This is a genomic window from Cupriavidus taiwanensis (assembly GCF_900250115.1).
GTDB lineage: Bacteria > Pseudomonadota > Gammaproteobacteria > Burkholderiales > Burkholderiaceae > Cupriavidus > Cupriavidus taiwanensis_B.
Window position 1 is genome coordinate 2,258,061 of sequence record NZ_LT984803.1, and the last position, 20,752, is coordinate 2,278,812.

General features: G+C 68.2%; 19 protein-coding genes. 7 read left to right on the top strand and 12 right to left on the bottom strand.

From position 1 onward, the window contains the following. Nucleotides 1–49: 49 nt before the first annotated feature. The 4 genes from CBM2586_RS10665 to CBM2586_RS10680 all read right to left on the bottom strand — a co-directional run bounded on the left by CBM2586_RS10665 (nucleotide 50) and on the right by CBM2586_RS10680 (nucleotide 3,217). Nucleotides 50–1,030 carry a beta-ketoacyl-ACP synthase III gene (locus tag CBM2586_RS10665; RefSeq protein WP_115661679.1) on the bottom strand — a complete coding sequence of 327 codons (981 nt, stop codon included), beginning with the start codon at nucleotides 1,028–1,030 and terminating at the stop codon, nucleotides 50–52. Nucleotides 1,031–1,082: 52 nt separating this feature from the next. Then, nucleotides 1,083–2,162: a phosphate acyltransferase PlsX gene (gene plsX / locus CBM2586_RS10670; protein WP_115661678.1), complete on the bottom strand. Its 1,080-nt coding sequence runs from the start codon at nucleotides 2,160–2,162 to the stop codon at nucleotides 1,083–1,085. Nucleotides 2,163–2,327: 165 nt separating this feature from the next. Beyond that, nucleotides 2,328–2,507 (bottom strand): 50S ribosomal protein L32, encoded by a 180-nt coding sequence (gene rpmF / locus CBM2586_RS10675; protein WP_010814675.1) that lies wholly within the window; start codon nucleotides 2,505–2,507, stop codon nucleotides 2,328–2,330. Between the two features lie 119 nt (nucleotides 2,508–2,626). Beyond that, on the bottom strand, nucleotides 2,627–3,217 hold the full coding sequence (locus CBM2586_RS10680) for a DUF177 domain-containing protein (RefSeq protein WP_115687457.1): 591 nt from the start codon (nucleotides 3,215–3,217) through the stop codon (nucleotides 2,627–2,629). 203 nt (nucleotides 3,218–3,420) lie between these two features. Between CBM2586_RS10680 and CBM2586_RS10685 the strand changes: the two genes are divergently transcribed. Together CBM2586_RS10685 and CBM2586_RS10690 are read left to right on the top strand one after the other, a co-directional pair. Beyond that, complete coding sequence (locus CBM2586_RS10685) at nucleotides 3,421–4,020, top strand: Maf-like protein (protein WP_115687459.1); 600 nt, start codon at nucleotides 3,421–3,423, stop codon at nucleotides 4,018–4,020. Between the two features lie 25 nt (nucleotides 4,021–4,045). After that, a complete protein-coding gene (locus tag CBM2586_RS10690) occupies nucleotides 4,046–4,777 on the top strand; it encodes an SAM-dependent methyltransferase (RefSeq protein WP_115687461.1) in 732 nt (243 codons plus the stop codon). Between the two features lie 75 nt (nucleotides 4,778–4,852). Here CBM2586_RS10690 and CBM2586_RS10695 read toward each other — a convergent pair whose 3' ends face one another. The 4 genes from CBM2586_RS10695 to CBM2586_RS10710 are packed head-to-tail and all read right to left on the bottom strand — an operon-like array spanning nucleotide 4,853 to nucleotide 8,137. Beyond that, on the bottom strand, nucleotides 4,853–6,031 hold the full coding sequence (locus CBM2586_RS10695) for a S49 family peptidase (protein ID WP_115687463.1): 1,179 nt from the start codon (nucleotides 6,029–6,031) through the stop codon (nucleotides 4,853–4,855). 23 nt (nucleotides 6,032–6,054) lie between these two features. After that, nucleotides 6,055–6,453, bottom strand: coding sequence for a Rieske (2Fe-2S) protein (locus CBM2586_RS10700; RefSeq protein WP_115687465.1), 399 nt, complete (start codon nucleotides 6,451–6,453; stop codon nucleotides 6,055–6,057). Continuing rightward, nucleotides 6,446–7,105: an HAD-IA family hydrolase gene (locus CBM2586_RS10705; protein ID WP_115687467.1), complete on the bottom strand. Its 660-nt coding sequence runs from the start codon at nucleotides 7,103–7,105 to the stop codon at nucleotides 6,446–6,448. Before CBM2586_RS10705 ends, CBM2586_RS10700 begins: the two co-directional genes overlap by 8 nt. 30 nt (nucleotides 7,106–7,135) lie before the next feature. After that, nucleotides 7,136–8,137, bottom strand: coding sequence for an RluA family pseudouridine synthase (locus CBM2586_RS10710; RefSeq protein ID WP_115687469.1), 1,002 nt, complete (start codon nucleotides 8,135–8,137; stop codon nucleotides 7,136–7,138). 794 nt (nucleotides 8,138–8,931) lie between these two features. Here CBM2586_RS10710 and CBM2586_RS10715 point away from each other — a divergent pair. The 5 genes from CBM2586_RS10715 (at nucleotide 8,932) to CBM2586_RS10735 (ending at nucleotide 15,837) form a co-directional block, all read left to right on the top strand. Then, a complete protein-coding gene (locus CBM2586_RS10715; RefSeq protein ID WP_115687471.1) occupies nucleotides 8,932–12,057 on the top strand; it encodes an Rne/Rng family ribonuclease in 3,126 nt (1,041 codons plus the stop codon). A gap of 225 nt (nucleotides 12,058–12,282) precedes the next feature. Beyond that, complete coding sequence (moaA, locus tag CBM2586_RS10720) at nucleotides 12,283–13,407, top strand: GTP 3',8-cyclase MoaA (protein WP_115661670.1); 1,125 nt, start codon at nucleotides 12,283–12,285, stop codon at nucleotides 13,405–13,407. Nucleotides 13,408–13,427: 20 nt separating this feature from the next. Then, entirely contained in the window at nucleotides 13,428–14,027 is a 600-nt protein-coding gene (gene mobA, locus CBM2586_RS10725; protein ID WP_115661669.1) for a molybdenum cofactor guanylyltransferase MobA, read from the top strand. A gap of 36 nt (nucleotides 14,028–14,063) precedes the next feature. Continuing rightward, entirely contained in the window at nucleotides 14,064–15,362 is a 1,299-nt protein-coding gene (gene moeA / locus CBM2586_RS10730) for a molybdopterin molybdotransferase MoeA (RefSeq protein ID WP_115687473.1), read from the top strand. 193 nt (nucleotides 15,363–15,555) lie between these two features. Further along, complete coding sequence (locus CBM2586_RS10735) at nucleotides 15,556–15,837, top strand: hypothetical protein (RefSeq protein WP_115661667.1); 282 nt, start codon at nucleotides 15,556–15,558, stop codon at nucleotides 15,835–15,837. Between the two features lie 75 nt (nucleotides 15,838–15,912). On the opposite strand, the gene rmuC is transcribed toward CBM2586_RS10735, so the two are convergent. The 4 genes from rmuC to CBM2586_RS10755 form a co-directional block, all read right to left on the bottom strand. Continuing rightward, nucleotides 15,913–17,412 (bottom strand): DNA recombination protein RmuC, encoded by a 1,500-nt coding sequence (gene rmuC / locus CBM2586_RS10740; protein ID WP_115687475.1) that lies wholly within the window; start codon nucleotides 17,410–17,412, stop codon nucleotides 15,913–15,915. Between the two features lie 9 nt (nucleotides 17,413–17,421). Then, nucleotides 17,422–18,417 carry a 2-hydroxyacid dehydrogenase gene (locus CBM2586_RS10745; RefSeq protein ID WP_115661665.1) on the bottom strand — a complete coding sequence of 332 codons (996 nt, stop codon included), beginning with the start codon at nucleotides 18,415–18,417 and terminating at the stop codon, nucleotides 17,422–17,424. Nucleotides 18,418–18,421: 4 nt separating this feature from the next. Then, the gene (locus CBM2586_RS10750; protein WP_115661664.1) at nucleotides 18,422–19,840 is read right to left on the bottom strand and encodes a sodium:proton antiporter; all 1,419 of its coding nucleotides are present in this window, start codon (nucleotides 19,838–19,840) and stop codon (nucleotides 18,422–18,424) included. A 159-nt stretch (nucleotides 19,841–19,999) separates the two neighbouring features. Next, nucleotides 20,000–20,686 (bottom strand): LutC/YkgG family protein, encoded by a 687-nt coding sequence (locus tag CBM2586_RS10755; RefSeq protein ID WP_115687477.1) that lies wholly within the window; start codon nucleotides 20,684–20,686, stop codon nucleotides 20,000–20,002. Between the last annotated feature and the right edge of the window lie 66 nt (nucleotides 20,687–20,752).

Here is a 20,752-nt window from a genome sequence, read left to right on the forward strand (position 1 = left end):
CGCCGCGGCAGGTCGTGCCTGCGCGGCACGCCGGGGCACCGGCCGCTTATCACATGCGCAGCAGCACCGCGCCCCAGGTGAAGCCGCCGCCCACGCCTTCCATCAGCACGGTGTGGCCCGGGCGGATGCGGCCGTCGCGCACGGCGACGTCGAGCGCCAGCGGGATCGAGGCGGCCGAGGTGTTGCCGTGCTCGTGCACGGTGGCGACCATGCGCTCGGCCGGCAGGCCCAGCTTCTTCGCCGTGCCCTGCATGATGCGGATATTGGCCTGGTGCGGAATCAGCCAGTCGACCTGATCGGGCGATACGCTGGCGCTTTCCATGGCTTCGCGCGCCACCTTGTCCAGCACGTTCACGGCGAGCTTGAACACCGCCTGGCCGTCCATGTGCAGGAAGGGATTGCCAGTGATGTTCCCGCCGGCGACGTTGCCCGGCACGCACAGGATGTCGACTTGGCTGCCGTCCGAGTGCATGGCGCTGGACAGGATGCCCGGCTCGTCGGACGCCGACAGCACCACCGCCCCGGCGCCGTCGCCGAACAGCACGCAGGTGGTGCGGTCGTTGAAGTCGAGGATGCGCGAGAACACTTCGGTGCCGATCACCAGCACATTGCGGTGCGAGCCGCTGCGGATGAACTTGTCGGCGGTGGCCAGCGCGTACACGAAGCCCGAGCACACCGCCTGCAGGTCGAAGGCCGGGCAATGGTTGGTGATGCCGAGCTTTTCCTGCACGATGCAGGCGGTGCTGGGGAACACGAAGTCCGGCGTCGAGGTGGCGACGATGATCAGGTCGATGTCCTGGCGGTCGATGCCGGCGGCCGCGATGGCCTGCTCGGCGGCCTTGACCGCCAGCGTGCTGCTGGTCACATCGGGCTCGGCCCAGTGGCGCGCCGAGATGCCGCTGCGCGAGACGATCCACTCGTCGCTGGTCTCGATGCCCTTCTCGGCAAGCTGCGCGGCCAGCTCGTGGTTGGTCACGCGCCGCGGAGGCAGATAGCTCCCGGTACCGATGATTTTTGCGTACTTGGTCATGTATTGTCGGATCGTATGGCCCGCCGGCACTCTCGACCGGCGCGCGTGGCGCTCAGGCGACGTGGGTGCTGGGATGCGCGCCAGGCGGCGCTGTCTCCGGGGCGGGCTGGGCACCGCCTGCGGCGCTGGATTTATCGGCAAAGGCCCGGGTGATGCGGGCGATCACGCCATTCTTGGCGGCATCATACCCGCGTTTGATGGCCCACTCAAAGGAATGGGCATCGGCCGAGCCGTGGCTCTTGATCACCAGCCCGCGCAGGCCCAGCAGCGACGCGCCGTTGTAGCGCGCCGGGTCGAGCCGCTTGGCCAGGCGCGACAGCACCGGCATGGCGACCGCGGCCAGCAGCTTGGTAAACCACGAGCGGGTGAATTCTTCCTTGATCATGCTGCCGATCATCTTGGCCAGGCCCTCGGTGCTCTTGAGCGCCACATTGCCGACGAAGCCGTCGCAGACCACGATGTCGGTGGTGCCCTTGAAGATGTCGTTGCCTTCCACGTTGCCGTAGAAATTCAGCTCCGAGGCGCGCAGCAGCTCGCCGGCACGCTTGACCACCTCGTTGCCCTTGATGACCTCCTCGCCGATGTTCAGCAGGCCCACCGTGGGGTGTTCCTTGTGATCGACGACGGCCACCATGGCCTCGGCCATGCGCGCAAACTGCAGCAGGTGCTCCGGCTCGCAGTCGGCGTTGGCGCCTAGGTCCAGCACCGTGGTGCCCCAGCCCTGTTGGTTGGGAATGGTGGTGGCGATGGCGGGCCGCTCGATGCCTTCGAGCGTCTTCAGCACGTAGCGCGATACCGCCATCAGCGCGCCGGTGTTGCCAGCGGAGATGCAGGCGCCGGCCAGGCCTTGCTTGACCTGGGTGACGGCGACGCGCATCGAGGAGTCGCGCTTCTTACGCAGTGCCACCTCGACCGGGTCATCCATGGTGATGACCTCGGTGGCCTCGACGATGCTGACGCGCGGATGGTCCAGCGCGTGCAGCTTCTTCAGCTGCACCCGGATGGCGTCGGGCAAGCCGACCAGCACCATCTCGGCATCGTCGTGGCGGGAAAGAAAACTGATCGCCGCGGGCACCGTCACGGACACGCCGTGATCGCCGCCCATGCAGTCGATAGCGATTTTGATCGTCATTGTTCCTGGTACGGATAGCGCGGCGGCGCACGCCACGCCCGGCGGGAATCCCGAGCGCCCAACAAAAAAGCGGCAACGATCTTGCCGCTTTTTTGTGTCTGACCGATTATTGTCCGACCCACAGGCATGCGCGAGCGAGACGCAACGTCACGCCTAGCGAAGCTATCAGTCGTTCTTGGTCTTGATGACCTTGCGGCCACGGTAGTAGCCGTTCGGGCTCACGTGGTGGCGCAGGTGGGTTTCGCCGGTGGTCGGCTCGACTGCCAGCGGCGCGGCCGACAGGTGGTCGTGCGAACGGTGCATGCCGCGCTTGGACGGCGACTTCTTGTTCTGTTGAACAGCCATGATGACTCCTTCGAGAATTTTGCAATATTAACACACGCATCCCGCCCAAGGCGTAGCCGGGGCCCGGCCGGATGCTTCAGATTCACCTGCAAGACCCTGCAGGCCGCGCGCTGGCGGCTTCAGTGCCGGGTCTTCAGGCCGGCCAGCGCCGCGAAGGGCGAAGGCCGCTTTTCTTCCTCAGGCTCAGCTTCAGGCTGGGCCTCGCCGTCCGTTCCGGTCACGAGGCTTTCGTGCACGGTCGGGCAGACGTCATGCTCGGGCGCCACCGGCAACGCCAGCAGCACTTCATCTTCTATCAGTTCCAGCAGCGAGAACCGCTTCGAGCCGGCGATCACGTCGACTTCGTCATCGTCCATCGGCGCGGCATCGGCCGCTTCCTCGCTTTCCACCACCTCGAAACGCGTCGCCGTGTCGATCGGCTGGGCATAGGGCACCAGGCAGCGCTGGCAATCCAGCCACATCCGGCCCCGCACCGTCACGTCGAGGAACAGCCGCTGCGCCACCGGGGCGCCGGGCTCGGCCGCCTCTTCGCGCACGAAGCCGGTAGCCGTATAGGCGAAGTTCTCATCGGGTGCCGAGGCTGGCGCTTGCGCGGCGGTCTCGGCTAAGATGCGCGGCAAATCCCGCACCGCCACGTCGCCGGCCAGGCTTTCACCCTTTCGGCACATGGCGAAGAGGTCAAGCGCGCGCAGGTCGATCGGCTGGGTCATGTGCGTGGCTCCTGTCGCAAATCAATGACGGATTCGCTACATTCCTCACCCGACGGGTTGCGTGGACTACCGGCCGCGCACATTGGCGGCACTGCGCCCGGGTGCGGATGCGGCTAAACGCGCGATTATACAGTGTAAACCTTCCTGAGGTCAAAGGCCTTGCTCCGGAAGCCACACGGCTTCCTGCCCCGATTCTATTACTCATGTCTCCAGACTCCCGCCCCCCGCTGATCCTCGGCTCCGGCTCGCCCTACCGCCGCGAACTGCTCGAGCGGCTGCGCATTCCGTTCCAAGTCGCGGTGCCGGACATCGACGAAACCCCGCTGGCCGGCGAAGCGCCCGAGGCCACGGCGCTGCGGCTGTCGCAGTGCAAGGCCGAGGCCATCGGTGCCCGCCACCCCGGCGCGCTGGTGATCGGCTCCGACCAGGTGCTGACGCTGGACGGCGCCCAGATGGGCAAGCCGGGCACACACGCCAACGCCGTGGCGCAACTGCGCCGCATGCGCGGGCGCACCGCCACCTTCCACTCGGCACTGTGCCTGCTTGACTCCCGCACCGGCACCGCGCAACTGGCCGACGTGCAGACCCGCGTGACCTTGCGCGACCTGACCGACGCCGAAATCGAAACCTACCTGCAGCTTGAGCGTCCCTACGACGTGGCTGGAAGCGCCAAATCCGAGGGACTCGGCATCACGCTGCTGGCGCGGGTCGAATCCGACGATCCCACCGCGCTGGTTGGCCTGCCGCTGATCGTGCTGACCGGCATGCTGCGTCAGGCCGGCTACCCCGTCCTTTCCGCATGAACCGCATCCACCGCACCCACCCACGATGAGCGGCACTCTCTACCTGATCCCCAATACCCTCGGCAAGCGCGACGAAGCCGACCCGCTGGCCGACGTGATCCCGGCCGGCGTGCAGCAGGTCGCGGCCGGGCTGGACTACCTCGTCGCCGAGAACGCCAAGACTGCGCGCGCCTTCCTGAAAAAGCTGGGTGAAGCCACGCCGCTCGCGCGCCCGATCCAGCAGATCGAGATCCAGGAACTGAACGTCAATACGCGCGCCGACGCCCTGGCGGCGCTGCTGGCGCCGCTGCAGTCCGGCCGCGACGGCGGCCTGCTGTCGGAGGCCGGCGTGCCGGCGGTGGCCGACCCGGGCGCCGACCTGGTGCGGCTGGCGCATGCGCGCGGCATCCGCGTGCGGCCCCTGGTGGGACCCAGCTCGATCCTGCTGGCGGTGATGGGCTCGGGCCTGAACGGCCAGAGCTTTGCCTTCAACGGCTACCTGCCGGTCGATGCCAACGAGCGCGCGCAGCGGCTGCGCGAACTGGAACAGCGCTCGCGCAAGGCCAGCCAGACCCAGGTCTTCATCGAAACGCCGTACCGCAACGGCGCGCTGCTGGAAGCCATGCGCCAGCACTGTGCCGGCACCACGCTGCTGTCCGTGGCGGTGGACCTGACCCTGCCCGGCGAGACCATCGTCACGCTGCCGCTGTCGGACTGGCGCCCGGAGCGGATCGCGCTGCACAAGCGTCCGGCGATCTTCTCGCTGCTCGCCCTCTAACCCGAAGCGGCGCGACGGAAAACGGCAAAGGGGGCGCTGGCGCCCCCTTTGTCCGATTGGCTGCCGCGGCAGGCTTCAGCGCATGCCCTGCATGCCGGTGCTCCACAGCATGGTCTTCATCGCCGCGGCGCCCACCGCCGCGCCAAAGCGCTTGGCCACGCGTTCGGCGATGTTCTCCTTGACCGTGTAGTCGACGATGTCCTCGGCCTTGAACAGGTCGCGCGCCACGTACTCGGCACTGCCCAGCCCGTCGGCCAGCCCCAGCGCGACGCTGCGCTCGCCCGACCAGAACAGGCCGGAGAACAGCTCCGGGTCGTCCTTGAGCCGGTCGCCGCGGCCTTCCTTGACCACGTCGATGAACTGCTGGTGGATCTGCTTGAGCATCGCTTCGGCAAAGGCCTTCTGCTTCGGCACCTGCGGCGAGAACGGGTCGAGCATGCCCTTGTTGGCGCCCGAGGTGTAGAGCCGGCGCTCGACGCCCAGCTTGTCCATCAGCCCGGTAAAGCCAAAGCCGTCCATCAGCACGCCGATCGAGCCGACGATGCTGGCCTTGTCGACATAGATCTTGTCGGCCGCGGCGGCCACGTAATAGCCTCCGGACGCACAGATTTCCTCGACCACCACATACAGCGGCTTGGACGGGTAGAGGCCGCGCAGGCGGTGGATCTCGTCGTTGATGATGCCCGCCTGCACCGGCGAACCGCCCGGCGAATTGATCTTCAGGATCACGCCGGCGGCATTGCTGTCGGCAAAGGCCGCCTGCAGCGAGGCGTTGATCGCTTCGGCGCTTGCCGGCGTGCCGGTGGCGATTTCTCCTTCCAGCGTGACCATCGCGGTGTGGCGGCCCGAGGCGCTGATGGCGCCGTCACCCTTGAAGTCGAACACCGCGAACAGGATCAGCGCCAGCAGGCCGAGGGTCACCAGGCGGAAAAAAATTCGCCAGCGCCGGGCGGCGCGCTGCTCGCGCAGCGAGGCGGTCAGCACTTTTTCCAGAACATCGCGCTCCCAGCCGCCGCCCACCTGCCCGCCGCTGGTGGCACCGGCCAGGCGCGCCTTGCGCTCGCGTGCTTCGCGCCGCGCGGCGTCATCGCCCGCGCGGAGTTCGTCTTCCAGCGGGAAATCGGCACGCGGCGCCGTCACCAGCCGCTCGGACTCGGGCAGGGGGGCCGGCCCGCCCTCTCCGGCGGGCTTGCGCTGGTCCGACTGCCCCGATTCGTTGGGCTCGTCCGCAGGCGGTTTCTGTTGTTCTGTCATGCAAATCGCTCGTGGAAATCCATTCAGGCGTCGCCGGAAGGCTCCGGTGCGCGGTACGGGGCGCGCGGCAGCCAGTAGACCTGGCCATCGCGTTCTTCGACCTGCAGCTTGGCCAGCGCAGCCCCGCGGCAGGGACCGCCAACGCACTCGCCGCTATCCGGCGCGTACACCGCGCCATGAGTGGCGCACATCAAGTATAGGCCCGAGGCATCGAAGAACCGGCCCTCCTGCCAGTCAAGCTCCATGGGCACGTGCGCGCACTGGTTCAGGTAGGCATGCGCAACGCCATCGAAGCGCACCACGAAAGCGCCGATCTCGCGCCGCTCGAGCGCCACCGAGAAGCGCACGCCGAGTCCGCCCTCCTGCAATGCATCGGCGGCGCACAGCCGCACCGGCGCCTGGCCGGAGGCGGCCTCAGGCATGGGCCAGCAGCCACTCGGTCAGGTCCGCGATCGAACAGGCGCAGTGCACCGGCGCCATGGCGCGCAGCGACTCGGCGGGATGCGCCCCGTAACAGACCCCCAGGCCCTTGGCGCCGGCGTTGGCTGCCATCTGCAGGTCATGGGTGGTGTCGCCGATCATCACCGTGCGCTCCACGTCCTGGCCCAGTTCGCGCGTCAGCTCGTGCAACATGGCCGGATGCGGCTTGGAGAAGGTCTCGTCGGCACAGCGGGTGGCGTCAAAGAGCGCGGTCAGGCCGCTGGCCGCCAGCGAGCGCTGCAGGCCGACGCGGGTCTTGCCGGTAGCAACGCCAAGAAAATAGTGTTCCGCGCGCAGGGTTTCGAGCATTTCGCGCACGCCGTCGAACAGCACCAGATCGGCGTCGCGGGTCAGGAAATGGTAGCGGTAGCGCTCCGCCAGCCGCGGGTAGTCGACGGGATCCAGCGTCGGCACCGCATACGACAGCGCATCCTTCAGCCCCAGCCCGATCACGTGGCTGGCGGCGCTGTCGTCCGGCACCGGCAGGCCCAGGTCCCGGCTGGCGAGCTGGATGCACTTGGCGATGGTCGGGGTCGAGTCCATCAGGGTCCCGTCCCAGTCGAAAACGATCAGGTCAAACTGTTGCCTGGCCATGGAAGTCCTTGTGGCGTTTGAGGCACTACCCTACTCCGGGGCGTGCAATTCACGCAATTGTTGCAGGAATCCGACGCAGTCGTCGGGCAGGGGCGCTTCCACGGACAGCGGCTCGCCGGTGGCCGGGTGGATAAACACCAGCCGGTGCGCATGGAGGAACATGCGCCTGATGCCCGGCTTGGCCCCGGAACGCGCCAGTGACTTGTTCAGCGTGAAATCGCCGTATTTTTCGTCGCCGACGATCGGAAAGCCCGAGTGCGCCAGATGGACGCGGATCTGGTGCGTGCGGCCGGTCTTCAGTTCGGCCTCCAGCAGCGTAAAGCCCGGGAAGGCCTCGACCCGGTTGAACACGGTATGCGAGGCCAGCCCGTCGGCCTGTACCCGCACCCGGCGCTCGCCGTCCGGGGTGCTGTACTTATATAGCGGCAGCTTCACATGCTGGCGGGCGTTGAGAAATTCGCCGGCGACGCAGGCGAAATAACGCTTGTCCATGGCGTTGCCGCGGATCTGCTCATGGAGATGGACCAGCGCCGAGCGCTTCTTTGCCAGCACCAGGATGCCCGACGTCTCGCGGTCCAGCCGGTGCACCAGTTCGAGGAACCTGGCCTCTGGCCGCGACCGGCGCAACTGCTCGATCACCCCGAACGCGACGCCCGAGCCGCCATGCACGGCGACGCCGGCCGGCTTGTTGATGACCAGCAGGTGGGCGTCCTCGAACAACACCGGGAATTCCCCCGCAGGCACCGGCGCCCCGCCAGACTGCGACGCACTCGCCATCCGCATCGGCGGAATGCGCACCACATCGCCCGCCTGGAGTCGATAAGTGGCGTCGATACGTCCTTTGTTGACCCGAACCTCGCCCGACCGGAGCACGCGGTAAATATGGCTCTTCGGGACCCCCTTGGCCACCTTCAGCAGGAAGTTGTCGATGCGCTGGCCTTCAGAGCCTTCGTCAATCGTGACATACGCCACCTGTGGGCTGGCCGGCGCAGCTTCGGCAGCCTTTTCAATTTGATGGCGTAACTCATTCATTTTCAATATAATTTCCTCGCTGTTCCGGCTCGTGGCCGGCAGCGCAAGACCTGTGTAAGCGATGGATCTTCGAGTTTCATTCGATTTTTCGCATTCTACACTTGGGGTTGCCGCCGACCCCGCCCGTCTCCCGCAATTCGCGTTACGCCAAGCGCCAGACGGGCAAATGGCAGCAAAAAGCAGCACGCACGGTGCCGCCGGCATGCAGGAAGTCGCCCAAAGGTGGCTTCGGCACGGGCAGGCGGTGACGTGGGAACTGAGTGTTCAGGTAAAACAGAATTTAAAGGCGGATGCCGCAGCCGGCATCCGCTTCGGTGAGAGAAGTCCCGCCCGCACCGGGAACCGGTGCCGGCCGGCAGGTTGACCTGCCGCCTGACTGGAAGTTACCGGCGCCCGGTCGCAGAACTCCAAGAAGTAGTAGGTGCGCCCGCCAGGAGAAGTCAGGCTGCAACGGCAACGTTGCCGTGTCCGAAAAATTTGCTCTTTGACGCGTCTAGGCCTTCCGCGGCCGGCCGCGATGCCGCCGGCGCTGGTTGCGCCGGCGCCCAGCATCGCCTCCGGCACGGGAAAGCGCCGGAGGTCTGCGCAAGAGCAGCCTCCGGCGTTCTCTCCTGCCCTGCGGTCGTTACCCCGACGTCATCGCTCTCTTTCACCCGCGCCCAGCCGCTCGCATGTCTTGCGCAGCGGCGCTTTCCGGCAATTCTCGCGCCTCGCTCGCTCCCTCGCGTGCTCCATGGATCGCCGCGGACACCGCCCAGACGGTGCCACCCGCGACACTGGAGTGAGGTATTGCGATGAAACGCATGCTGTTCAACGCGACGCAACAGGAGGAATTGCGCGTCGCCATCGTCGACGGTCAGAAGCTGATCGATATCGACATCGAGACTGCCGGGCGCGAACAGCGCAAGGGCAACATCTACAAGGGTGTCATCACACGCATCGAACCCTCGCTGGAAGCCTGCTTCGTCAATTACGGCGAAGAGCGCCACGGCTTCCTGCCGTTCAAGGAAGTCGCGCGCGCCTTCTTCAAGGAAGGCATCGATGTGCGCAACGCGCGCATCCAGGATGCCCTGCATGAAGGCCAGGAACTGATCGTCCAGGTCGAGAAGGAAGAGCGTGGCAACAAGGGCGCGGCCCTGACCACCTTCATCTCGCTGGCCGGCCGGTACCTGGTGCTGATGCCGAACAACCCGCGCGGCGGCGGCGTGTCGCGCCGCATCGAGGGCGAGGACCGCCAGGAGCTGCGCGAAACCATGTCGCAGCTGACCGTGCCGGAAGGCATGAGCATCATCGCGCGTACCGCTGGCATCGGCCGCTCGGCCGAGGAGCTGCAGTGGGACCTGAACTACCTGCTGCAGCTGTGGAAGGCCATCGACGGCGCCGCCGGCGACAACAAGGCCCCGCTGCTGATCTACCTGGAATCGAGCCTGGTCATTCGCGCCATCCGCGACTACTTCCAGCCGGATATCGGCGAGATCCTGATCGACACCGACGAGATCTACGAACAGGCCCGCGCCTTCATGAGCGTGGTGATGCCTGACAACATGAACCGCGTGAAGAAGTACCGGGACGACGTGCCGTTGTTCTCGCGCTTCCAGATCGAACACCAGATCGAGTCGGCCTACTCGCGCATGGTGATGCTGCCGTCGGGCGGCGCCATCGTGATCGACCATACCGAGGCTCTGGTCTCCGTCGACGTGAACTCGGCCCGCGCCACCAAGGGCGCCGACATCGAGGAAACCGCGCTGCGCACCAACCTCGAGGCCGCCGATGAAATCGCCCGCCAGCTGCGCCTGCGCGACCTGGGCGGCCTGATCGTGATCGACTTCATCGACATGGAGTCGGGCAAGGCCCAGAAGGACGTGGAAACGCGCCTGAAGGACGCGCTGCGCCACGACCGCGCCCGCGTGCAGATGGGCAAGATCAGCCGCTTCGGCCTGATGGAGCTGTCGCGCCAGCGCCTGCGCCCGTCGCTGTCCGAGGGCTCGCACATCACCTGCCCGCGCTGCAACGGCACCGGCCATATCCGCGATACCGAATCGTCCGCCCTGCAGGTGCTGCGCATCATCCAGGAAGAGGCGATGAAGGAAAACACCGCCGCCATCCACTGCCAGGTGCCGGTGGAGGTTGCCGCCTTCCTGCTGAACGAGAAGCGCCAGGAAATCAACCTGATCGAGCTGCGCTTCAAGGTCAACGTGCTGCTGATCCCGAACAAGCACCTGGAAACGCCGCACTACAAGCTGGAGCGCCTGCGCCACGACGACCCGCGCCTGGAAGACAGCACCGCCAGCTACAAGATGGCGGAGGCCGCCGCCAAGGAACTGGAAGCCGACACCAGCTACAGCAGCCGCCGCAAGGAAGAAGCCAAGCCGCGCCAGGAAGCCGCGGTCAAGGGCATCACGCCCGAGCAGCCGGCCCCGGTCTCGGTGCCGCGCCCCGAGCGCGCCCCGCGTCCGGAAGCCGCGCCGGTGGCACCGCCCGTGCCGGCCACCAAGCCGGTGGAAGCCGGCGGCTTCATCGCCTGGCTGAAGGGCCTGTTCGGGGCCCGTCCGGCCACCCCGCCGGTGGTCGAGCCCGCCAAGCCCGCGGCCGCCGCGGAAGCCCGCAGCGCCGATGGCCGTCGTGAGCGCGGTCCGCGTGGCGAAGGCCGCGGCCAGCGTGGCGAACGCGCCGAACGCGGCGAGCGCACCGAGCGCGGCGAACGGGGCGAGCGCCCGGGCCGCGGCCAGCGCGGTGAACGTGGCGAGCGTGGCGAGCGCGGCGACCGTGGTGAACGCGCCGAGCGTGGCGAACGCCAGGCCGGCGAGCGTGGCGAACAGCGCGAAGGCCGTGGCGAACGCCAGGGCCGCCAGCCGCGCCAGCAAGGTGAAGGCCAGGCGACGCCGGCCGTGGCGCGCCAGGCCGAGGCGGTTCCCGGCGAACGCGCCGAGCGTGCCCAGGGCGAACGCGCCGAGGCGCGCCAGGAAGGCCGCCGCGACCGCAACCAGGAACGCCGCGAGCGCCAGCGCGAACGCCAGCGCGAGCGCGGCGAACTGCGCGAAGCCGAAGCCGGTGAAGCGCCGCAGCCGGAAGCCATTGCTGCCGCCCAGGCCCTGGGCGTACTGCCCCAGGCCTTGACCGAAGACACCCAGGCCCGTGTTGAACTGCCGGAAGGCGCCGAAGGTGTCGCCGAGACCGCGGACACGGCCGAGGGCGAGGAACGCCGCCGCCGCAACCGCCGTGGCCGCAACCGCTATCGCCGCGAACGCGACGAGTCGGTGCAAGGCGTGGCAGATGAAGGCGAAGGCGCCGCCGCCGAAGGCCTTGCCCCGGCCAGCGCCGAAGCCGGCGCGCCGGTCGAGCCCGCGCCGCAGGCGGCCGTGGCCGCGCAGGCCGCGCCCGAACCCGTGGAAGCCATCCGCATCGCGGTGCCGGCGGAGGTGACGCCGGCCCCGGCGGCCGAGCCGGTGGCGCCAGCTGCCGAAGCTGCCGAGACTGCCACGCCGGTGGCCGTGGCGGTAACCGAGGCGGTTGCCGCCGAAGCCGTCGCCGAGCCTGCCATCAGTGCGGCGGTGCAGGCTGCTGCGCCGGTCATCCCGGCCGCTGCCCCGGCCCCGGCATCCGCACCGGAACCCGTGCTGGCGCCGGTCGCGGAAACCGCTGCGGCGGCCGCGCCGGTAGCCCCGGCCCCGGTTCCGACCCAGGTCGCCGCCGCAGCGCCGGCGTCACTGGAAAACCTGGAGCCGATGCTGGCCACCGCTGGCCTGCAATGGGTCCATACCGACAGCGACAAGCTGCGCTCGGCCCAGGAAGCCGCCGCCCGCATCGTGCCCGCCCCGCGCGTGCCGCGCGAGCGCAAGCCGCTGCCGCCGCTGCCCCAGGGTCCGATGATCCTGGTGGAAACCGGCAGCCGCGAAGTGCAGATGGCATCGCAGCAGTAAGCGACGCCGCTGCGCTGCAGCCAACGCATCAAGGGGACGGCCTGACCGTCCCCTTTTTTCATGGGCGGCGCGCCAGGTGAATCCCCGTCATCACCGCGGGATGCGGATGCCCCGCCCCCGCCTCGGCTAGAATGGCAGCAGAATGCATCCGGCCCCCGAGCGCCCGCGCCACATCGCTTTTTGCGTTGCCGTCCTGCTCCCCGGACGCCATGCCACCCACAGGCCATGACCGAATCCGTCATCCCGATTTTCGACCTGCGCGACCATCGCTACCGCTCGATGACGCCCAGCATTCCCGGCAACCTGGTTGCGCCGACCGGCCTGGTGGCCGACCGCCGCGGCCGGCCGCTGCACGACCTGCGCATCTCGGTGACGGACCGCTGCAACTTCCGCTGCGTCTACTGCATGCCGAAGGAAGTGTTCGACAAGGACTACACCTTCCTGCCGCATTCCGAACTGCTCAGCTTCGAGGAGATCGAGCGCACCGCGCGCCTGTTCGTGGCCCACGGCGTCGAGAAAGTCCGCCTGACCGGCGGCGAGCCGCTGCTGCGCAAGAACATCGAGCACCTGGTCGAGATGCTGGCAAAGATCGAGACCGTGTCGGGCAAGCCGCTGGACCTGACGCTCACCACCAATGCCTCGCTGCTGGCGCGCAAGGCGCGTGCGCTGCGCGACGCCGGCCTGACGCGGGTCAGCGTCAGCCTGGACGCGATCGACGATGTCACCTTCCGCCGCATGAATGACGTCGACTTCGCCGTCGCCGACGTGCTGCGCGGCATCGAGACCGCGCAGGCGGTTGGCCTGGCGCCGATCAAGGTCAACATGGTGGTCAAGCGCGGCACCAACGACCAGGAAATCGTGCCGATGGCGCGCCACTTCCGCCACAGCGGCATCATCCTGCGCTTCATCGAGTTCATGGACGTCGGCGCCAGCAATCACTGGCAGATGGACGAGGTACTGCCGTCGGCCGAAGTGGTGCGGCGCATCGACGCCGAATTCCCGCTCGAGCCGGTGCAGGCCAACTATGCGGGCGAAACCGCCGAACGCTGGCGCTACCGCGACGGCGCCGGCGAGATCGGCGTGATCTCCAGCGTCACCCACGCCTTCTGCGGCGACTGCAGCCGCATCCGGCTCTCAACCGAAGGCCGGCTCTACCTGTGCCTGTTCGCCACCGAGGGCTTCGACCTGCGCGCGCTGCTGCGCGGCGGCTACAGCGACCTGGAAATCTCCAACGCGATCGCGCAGGTCTGGCAGGGCCGCACAGATAACTATTCCGAGCAGCGCAGCGACCCGTCTGTGCGCGCGAAGCGCGCCGAGCGCAAGATCGAGATGTCCTATATCGGCGGCTGACCCCGCCGCACACTCCATCCATGATTGCACGCGACGACATCACCGGCCTGATCCTCGCAGGCGGCAGGGGCAGCCGCATGGGCGGCACCGACAAGGGCCTGCAGCCGCTGCAGGGCACGCCGATGGCCATGCACACGATGATGCGGCTGACACCCCAGGTGGGCGCGCTGATGATCAACGCCAACCGCAACCTGGCCGCCTATGAGTCGTTCGGCGTGCCGGTCTATACCGACAGCGTGCCCGACTTCGCCGGCCCGCTGGCCGGGATGCTGGCCGGCCTGGAACAATGCGCAACCCCATGGATGGTGACAGCGCCCTGCGATTCGCCGTTCCTGCCGAGCGACCTGGTGGCGCGCCTGGCACAGGCGATCGAAGCCGAGGGCGCCGAGCTGGCGATGCCGGTGACGCTGGACCAGGACGGGCGGCGCCAGACCCAGCCGGTGTTCTGCCTGATGCCGGTCAGTGCGCTCGACAGCCTGGTGGCTTATCTTTCCGGTGGCGGCCGCAAGATTGAGACCTGGGCCGCCTCGCACCGGCTGGCCGAAGTGCTGTTCGACGACGCCGCGGCCTTTGCCAATATCAACACGCTGGACGAACTGCGCGCGCACGAAGCGCGCTGAATTCCTGCCCCAGCCACCGCCGACCACCGAGCCGCCATGCCATCCCTGCAATCCGTCATTTCCTGCCTGTCCGACTACGATCCCGCCGCGCTGCCGGTGGACCACGCCAACCGCATCATCGGCGAGGTGGTCGAGCCGGTGCGCGGCATCGAGCAGTTGCCGATCCGCAGTGCGCTGGACCGGGTGCTGGCCGAGGACATCGTCTCGGCCATCGACGTGCCGGCGCACGACAATTCGGCGATGGACGGCTATGCCTTCCAGGGCGCGGCCCTGGCCGCGGCGCAGACCGCCACGGTCGAGCTCGAGGTCATCGGCAGCGCCCTGGCCGGAGGCGCCGGCGCACTGGCTCCCACCGCCGTGCAGGCGGTGCGCATCATGACCGGCGCGGTGATGCCGGCCGGCTGCGATACGGTGGTGCCGCAGGAGTTCGTCGAAACCGTTGCCGACGGCGCGCGCATCCGCTTTGCCGCGGACTGCGTCCGCATCGGCGACAACCGGCGCCTGCGCGGCGAGGACCTGGCCCGCGGCCAGGCCGCGCTGCAGGCCGGGCGCATCCTGCAGCCGGCCGACCTGGGCCTGCTGGCGTCGCTGGGCGTGGCCGAGGTGCGCGTGCGCAGGCGCCTGCGCGTGGCGTTCTTCTCCACCGGCGACGAGCTGCGCTCGATCGGCGAGCCGCTCGATCCCGGCTGCGTCTACGACTCCAACCGCTACACGCTGCACGGCATGCTGCGCCGGATGAATGTGGACCTGCTCGACATGGGCGTGGTGCGCGACCATCCCGAAGCGCTCGAAGCCGCTTTCCGCACCGCCTGCGAGAGCGCCGACGCGGTCATCACCTCGGGCGGGGTCTCGGTCGGCGAAGCCGACTACACCAAGCAGATCATGGCGCGCCTGGGCGATGTCACATTCTGGAAGATCGCCATGCGCCCGGGCCGGCCGATGGCCTTCGGGCGCATCCAGGCCGACGGCGCAGGCGCGCACTCGGCCCTGCTGTTCGGCCTGCCCGGCAATCCGGTGGCGGTGATGGTCACCTTCTACCATTTCGTGCGCGCGGCGCTGCACCGGCTGATGGGCGCCAGCGTGCCGCCGCTGCCGCTGCTGCGCGTGCGCAGCGCGCAGGCGATCCGCAAGAAGCCGGGGCGCACCGAGTACCAGCGCGGCATCCTGGCCCGCGCCGGCGACAGCGAGTGGGAGGTGCGCGTTACCGGGCAGCAGGGCTCGGGCGTGCTGCGCTCCATGAGCGAGGCCAACTGCTTTATCGTGCTCGGCCACGAGCAGGATTCGGTCAAGGCGGGCGACGCGGTCGAAGTGATGCTGTTCGACGGGCTGGTCTGACCGGCACAGCGCGGCCTGCGCGCAACCATTCGCTACACGCGCGTAGCAATGTGTCGTTTTTGTGCTGCACATTTGCCGCCGCCGGGCCGTGGCCGCCGGGCTTTCGGCTGCCCCGCGGCCGCCGGGCTATGCTTGGCATCGGCCAATCGCTACACTTGGCGCACGATTCAGAAACATTTGAGTATCCCCCGTCATGAATCAGGAGATTGCGTACCTCCACCCCGTCAAGACCGCCCGCGCGCTGGTGCTGGTCTACCTGTGTTTTTCCCTGCCGATCGTGTCGCTGGGCCTGTTCGTCACCTTCATCCGCTATGGTGACCTGCCGGCCATCACGGTCTTCAGCGCGATCATCCTCAATGCGCTGATCGGCTTCGGCCTGCTGTGGCTGGCCTGCAAGGCCTATAACTGGGTGGCTGCCCGTTTCGGCGGCATCGAGGTCCACGTGCGCGAGCTGTCCCCCGAAGAAGATCGCTGAACGGCGTACTGCCAGTCCTGGCCGGGCGCCACGCCGGCCGCCCTTCCACCTTCCCCCACCTGCCCTGTCGCGCCTTCAGGCCTTGCTGTTTTCCGCGTGATTGGTCTTTTCGGCCGCGCCATCCGCCGCGGTTTCCAGACCGAGGCCAAGCAGCTGCTGCGCGGCTTCGCCCGGTAGCGCTTCCACCGTGCGCAGCTTGCGCGCCATCTGCCGCGTGCGCACTTCCGCCTGCTCGATATTGCGCGCCGCGCGCTCGAGCGTATCGCGGGTCTTGGCCAGCACGTCGCCGAACTTGCCGAATTCGGTCTTGACCGCGCCCAGCACTTCCCACACCTCGCTCGAGCGCTTTTCCAGCGCCAGCGTGCGGAACCCCATCTGCAGGCTGTTCAGCAGCGCGGTCAGCGTGGTCGGCCCGGCCACGGTCACGCGATAGTCGCGCTGCAGCTGGTCGGTCAGGCCGGGACGGCGCAGCACTTCGGCATAAAGCCCTTCGGTGGGCAGGAACAGGATGGCAAAGTCCGTGGTCTGCGGCGGCGCCAGGTATTTTTCGGCGATGGTCTGGGCCTCGCGCCGCAGTGCCTGTTCCAGTTCGCGGCCGAACGCGAGCACGCCGTCCGGATCGCCGCGCTCCTGTGCGTCCACCAGGCGTTCGTACTGTTCCTTGGGAAACTTGGCGTCGACCGGCAGCCAGACCGGCGCATGGTCCACGCCCGCCGCCTTGCCGGGCAGGCGGATGGCAAACTCCACGCGCGCGCCCGAGTTGCGCACGGTCTCGACATTCTTGCCGTACTGCTCCGGCGTCAGCATCTGCTCCAGCAGCATCTCCAGCTGCACCTCGCCCCAGGTGCCGCGCGACTTCACGTTGGTCAGCACCTTCTTCAGGTCGCCCACGCCCTGCGCCAGCACCTGCATTTCCCCCAGGCCGCGATGCACCTGCTCGAGGCGGTCCGAGACCAGCCGGAACGATTCGCCCAGGCGCTGCTCCAGCGTCGCGTGCAGCTTCTCGTCGACGGTGCGGCGCATTTCCTCGAGCTTGGCGGCGTTGTTGGCCTCGATGTCCTGCAGCTTCTGCTCCAGCGTGGCGCGGACCTCGGCCAGGCGCCGCTCGTTGGCCTCGGACAGTTGCGCCAGCTGCTGCTGCAGGCCGTCGCCGAAGCGGCGCAGCGTGCCGGCCTGCTCGTCGCGCGCCTGCTGGGATTGCAGCATCAGGTGCTGGCGCACCTGCTCCAGTTGCTGGGTGTTAGTCTCGGTCAGCTTGGCCAGTTGCTGCGCGAAGGTGTCGATCTGGTTGTTCTGCAGCGTGGCGATGCCGGTCAACTGCGACGACAGCGCCTGCTGGAAGCGCAGCATCTGCTGCGCCGACTCGCCACGGCTGCCACGCGCGGCCTCGGCCACCTCGGTGCGCAATTCGCGCTCCAGCCGTTCCATGCCGCGTGCCTGCTCCAGCTGCATCGCGTCGAGCTGGCGCGCCATGCCGGCGCCGGACGACCCGGCCTGCTGGCGCAGCAATACGATGACTACCAGCACCACCGCGAGCAGCGCCGCGGCCAGGGTCAGCAACGGAATCAGGGTCATGCGGAAACCTCAGCGGCGATGCGGCATCACATCGGGGTTGATCACGGTGGGCGGATGGCCGGCCTGCGGGCCCTGGTCGAGCGCCGCGATCAGGTTGTCGGCGGCGAGCATGGCCATGGCGCGGCGGGTCTTCTCCGAGGCGCTGGCGATATGCGGCGTCAGCACGACGTTGGGCACCGTCAGCAGGTCCGGATGGACGGCCGGCTCGCCTTCGAACACGTCCAGTCCGGCGCCGAAGATGCGCTTGTCGCGCAGCGCCTGCGCCAGCGCGGCGTCGTCGACGATGCCGCCGCGCGCCAGGTTCACCAGCGTCGCGGTGGGCTTCATCAGCGCCAGCTCGGCGGCGCCGATGGCGTGGTGGCTTTGCGGGCCATAGGGCAACACCAGCAGCAAGTGGTCGGACTGGCGCAGCAGCGCTTCCTTGCTGACATAGCTGGCGTTGAGCGCGCGCTCGGTATCCGCCGGCAGCTGGCTGCGATTGTGGTACAGCACGTTCATGCCAAACCCGGCCGCACGCCGCGCCAGCGCCTGGCCGATGCGGCCCATGCCGAGGATGCCCAGCGTGCTGCCGTACAGGTCCATGCCGACCAGCATGTCGTAGCTCCAGCGCTGCCACTTGCCGGCGCGCAGGTAGTGCTCGGCCTCGGTGACGCGACGCGCGGTCGCCATCAGCAGGGCCCAGCCGAAGTCGGCGGTGGTTTCCGTCAGCACGTCCGGCGTATTGGTGGCGACGATGCCCGCGGCGGTCAGCGCCGGCAGGTCCAGGTTGTTGTAGCCGACCGCCATATTGCACACCGCGCGCAGCGCCGGCAGCCCGGCGATGACGCCGGCGTCGATGCGGTCGGCGGCATTGGCCAGCACGCCGGCCTTGCCCGCCAGCCGCGCCTTCAGCGCCGCGGCGTCGAGTACCGCGTCCTGCTGGTTGTCGTCGACTTCGAAATACTGCGCCAGGTGCGCGATGACTTCGGGATAGATGGCGCGGGTGACCAGGACGGACGGCTTCATGGCATCAGATATGGAAGAAGAGGAAGGTCATGATGACAAACAGCGGCATCAGGAAAATGCCCGAATACAGCATGTAGCCGAAGAAGCTCGGCATGCGCACGCCGCGGTTTTCGGCGATGGCCTTGACCATCAGGTTGGGCGCATTGCCAATATAGGTGTTGGCGCCCATGAACACCGCGCCGGCCGAGATCGCGGCCAGCGTCGAGGCATCGCGCGTCATCAGCGTGGCGGGATCGCCACCGGCGGTATTGAAGAACACCAGGTAGGTTGGCGCGTTGTCCAGGAAGGACGACAGCACGCCGGTCGCCCAGAAATACATGCCGTCGACCGGCTGGCCGTTGGCGTCGCTGACCGCGCGGATCACCCCCGAGAAGGCGCCGTCGGCACCGGCCTTGAGCATGGCGATGACCGGGATGATGGTCAGGAAGATGCCGGCGAACAGCTTGCCGACCTCGAGGATGGGCTCCCAGTTGAATTCATTGCCCACGCGCGCCGCCCGCGGCGTGACCAGCAGCGACACCACCGCCACCACCACCAGCAAGGCGTCGCGCACCGCGGCCTGCAGCGGCACCTCGGTGCCCATGATATCGAACGAGATGCCCGGCTTCCACAGCCCGCTCATCAGCACCAGGCTGACCACGGCCAGCAGCAGCACGAAGTTGAACTTGCCTTCGATGGCGATGCCGCCCGAATCCGGAGTGGGATCACTCGCCAGTTGCTCTTCCTTGTTGTGGTAGTAGTGCCGGTCGACGAGGTAGAACACCAGCAGCAGCGCCGCGCAGACAAAGAGCGTTTCGGGGAAGATGTTGCGCAGGGTCCAGAAGAAATCGACGCCCTTCAGGAAGCCCAGGAACAGCGGCGGGTCGCCCAGCGGCGTCAGCGAACCACCGGCGTTGGCTACCAGGAAGATAAAGAACACCACCACGTGCGCCACATGGCGGCGGTTGTCATTGGCGCGCAACAGCGGCCGGATCAGCAGCATGGCCGCGCCGGTGGTGCCCATTAAGCTGGCCAGCAACGTGCCCAGCGCCAGGATGCCGGTATTGAGCCCCGGCGTGCCGTGCAGGTTGCCGCGCACGCAGATGCCGCCGGCCACGATATAGAGCGTGGTGATCAGCGCGATGAACGGAAGGTACTCGGCCAGCAGCGCGTGCACGGTGCTGACGGCAGCGGCGTGCGCGCCGAACACGAACGCGAACGGCAGCAGGAACAGCAGCCCCCAGCCGGCGGCGATCTTGCCGTAATGGTGGTGCCAGAACTTGGGCCCCAGCAGCGGCCACAGCGCAATCGACAGCAGGATGCCGGCAAAGGGCAGCCCCCACAGCGGCGACAGCGACGCCCCGTCGAGGTCGGCGGCATGGCCTGCGGCGGGAAAGGCGGCCAGCATGGCCAGCAGTGGCAACAGCACGGTGGCACGTCGCATCAGGCAGGATCTCCTCGAAAAATGCAGCGCTCATGGGCGCGCGCGGCGCGATGGCAAGGCATCGCGGGCAAGCCTGCAAGTGTAATGCAAGCCCCTGCCCGCGCTAGCCTTGCGCCGTGCATTTTCGGATGGCGGCGCGCCGGGTTCGCGCCGCGAAGATCAGGCCGCGTCGACCAGGATCACATGCACGCGGTACGGGCCGTGCGCGCCCAGCACGATGGTCTGCTCGATATCGCCGGTGCGCGACGGCCCGCTGATGATGTTGGTGGCGCGCGGCAGCTGGCCGCGCTCGCTGCGCACCAGCGCAAACGCATCTTCCAGGCCGGCGACGATGCGCGAGCGCGGCACCACCGCGACATGGGTCTCGGGCAGCAACGCGGCCGACGCGAAGGTCGCGGGGCCGGACAGCAGCATCAGCGAGCCGGTCTCGGCAATCGAGCAGAAGCAGCCGGTGATGCCGACCAGGTCGCCATGCTCGCGATCGGCCGCGGCGTCGCGCACCGGTGGGCGGCATTCCACCGCCAGTCCGGCGGCCTGCCACGGCAACGGGCCGAATTCATCCCAGGCGACCGCGCGGCGCACCAGGGCCAGGCTGTCCAGATAGCGCACCGTGGCGGCGGGCACGTCGGCCAGGGTCGCAACGCGGTCGACGGTCGAGGCCATGCGCTGCGCCTGCGCCAGGAAAGCTTCGGCCAGGTCGGGCGCGGCGGCCGGACGCGGGCCCTGCGGATGGCGGGCCAGATAATCCGCAACGGCGCCGCGCTCGCCCGCGCTCGGCCGGGCCGGCCTGCCCTGGGCGGCACGGATGCGGGCAAAGATGCGGTCGCGGGCGTCGTTGGTTTCCATGGGGCCTGGGTGGGATGGCAATGCGCAAAGGCGCGATGCGGCGATTATAGGGGCGATAAGGCGGCG

Excerpts from the sequence above, each read along its gene's own strand:
- rpmF (WP_010814675.1), bottom strand. The coding sequence starts at position 2,507 with ATGGCTGTTCAACAGAACAAGAAGTCGCCGTCCAAGCGCGGCATGCAC.
- moeA (WP_115687473.1), top strand. The coding sequence starts at position 14,064 with ATGCCATCCCTGCAATCCGTCATTTCCTGCCTGTCCGACTACGATCCC.
- CBM2586_RS10715 (WP_115687471.1), top strand. The coding sequence starts at position 8,932 with ATGAAACGCATGCTGTTCAACGCGACGCAACAGGAGGAATTGCGCGTC.
- CBM2586_RS10685 (WP_115687459.1), top strand. The coding sequence starts at position 3,421 with ATGTCTCCAGACTCCCGCCCCCCGCTGATCCTCGGCTCCGGCTCGCCC.
- CBM2586_RS10690 (WP_115687461.1), top strand. The coding sequence starts at position 4,046 with ATGAGCGGCACTCTCTACCTGATCCCCAATACCCTCGGCAAGCGCGAC.
- plsX (WP_115661678.1), bottom strand. The coding sequence starts at position 2,162 with ATGACGATCAAAATCGCTATCGACTGCATGGGCGGCGATCACGGCGTG.
- CBM2586_RS10665 (WP_115661679.1), bottom strand. The coding sequence starts at position 1,030 with ATGACCAAGTACGCAAAAATCATCGGTACCGGGAGCTATCTGCCTCCG.
- mobA (WP_115661669.1), top strand. The coding sequence starts at position 13,428 with ATGATTGCACGCGACGACATCACCGGCCTGATCCTCGCAGGCGGCAGG.
- CBM2586_RS10705 (WP_115687467.1), bottom strand. The coding sequence starts at position 7,105 with ATGGCCAGGCAACAGTTTGACCTGATCGTTTTCGACTGGGACGGGACC.
- rmuC (WP_115687475.1), bottom strand. The coding sequence starts at position 17,412 with ATGACCCTGATTCCGTTGCTGACCCTGGCCGCGGCGCTGCTCGCGGTG.
- CBM2586_RS10695 (WP_115687463.1), bottom strand. The coding sequence starts at position 6,031 with ATGACAGAACAACAGAAACCGCCTGCGGACGAGCCCAACGAATCGGGG.
- CBM2586_RS10700 (WP_115687465.1), bottom strand. The coding sequence starts at position 6,453 with ATGCCTGAGGCCGCCTCCGGCCAGGCGCCGGTGCGGCTGTGCGCCGCC.
- CBM2586_RS10680 (WP_115687457.1), bottom strand. The coding sequence starts at position 3,217 with ATGACCCAGCCGATCGACCTGCGCGCGCTTGACCTCTTCGCCATGTGC.
- CBM2586_RS10750 (WP_115661664.1), bottom strand. The coding sequence starts at position 19,840 with ATGCGACGTGCCACCGTGCTGTTGCCACTGCTGGCCATGCTGGCCGCC.
- CBM2586_RS10745 (WP_115661665.1), bottom strand. The coding sequence starts at position 18,417 with ATGAAGCCGTCCGTCCTGGTCACCCGCGCCATCTATCCCGAAGTCATC.
- moaA (WP_115661670.1), top strand. The coding sequence starts at position 12,283 with ATGACCGAATCCGTCATCCCGATTTTCGACCTGCGCGACCATCGCTAC.
- CBM2586_RS10755 (WP_115687477.1), bottom strand. The coding sequence starts at position 20,686 with ATGGAAACCAACGACGCCCGCGACCGCATCTTTGCCCGCATCCGTGCC.
- CBM2586_RS10735 (WP_115661667.1), top strand. The coding sequence starts at position 15,556 with ATGAATCAGGAGATTGCGTACCTCCACCCCGTCAAGACCGCCCGCGCG.
- CBM2586_RS10710 (WP_115687469.1), bottom strand. The coding sequence starts at position 8,137 with ATGAATGAGTTACGCCATCAAATTGAAAAGGCTGCCGAAGCTGCGCCG.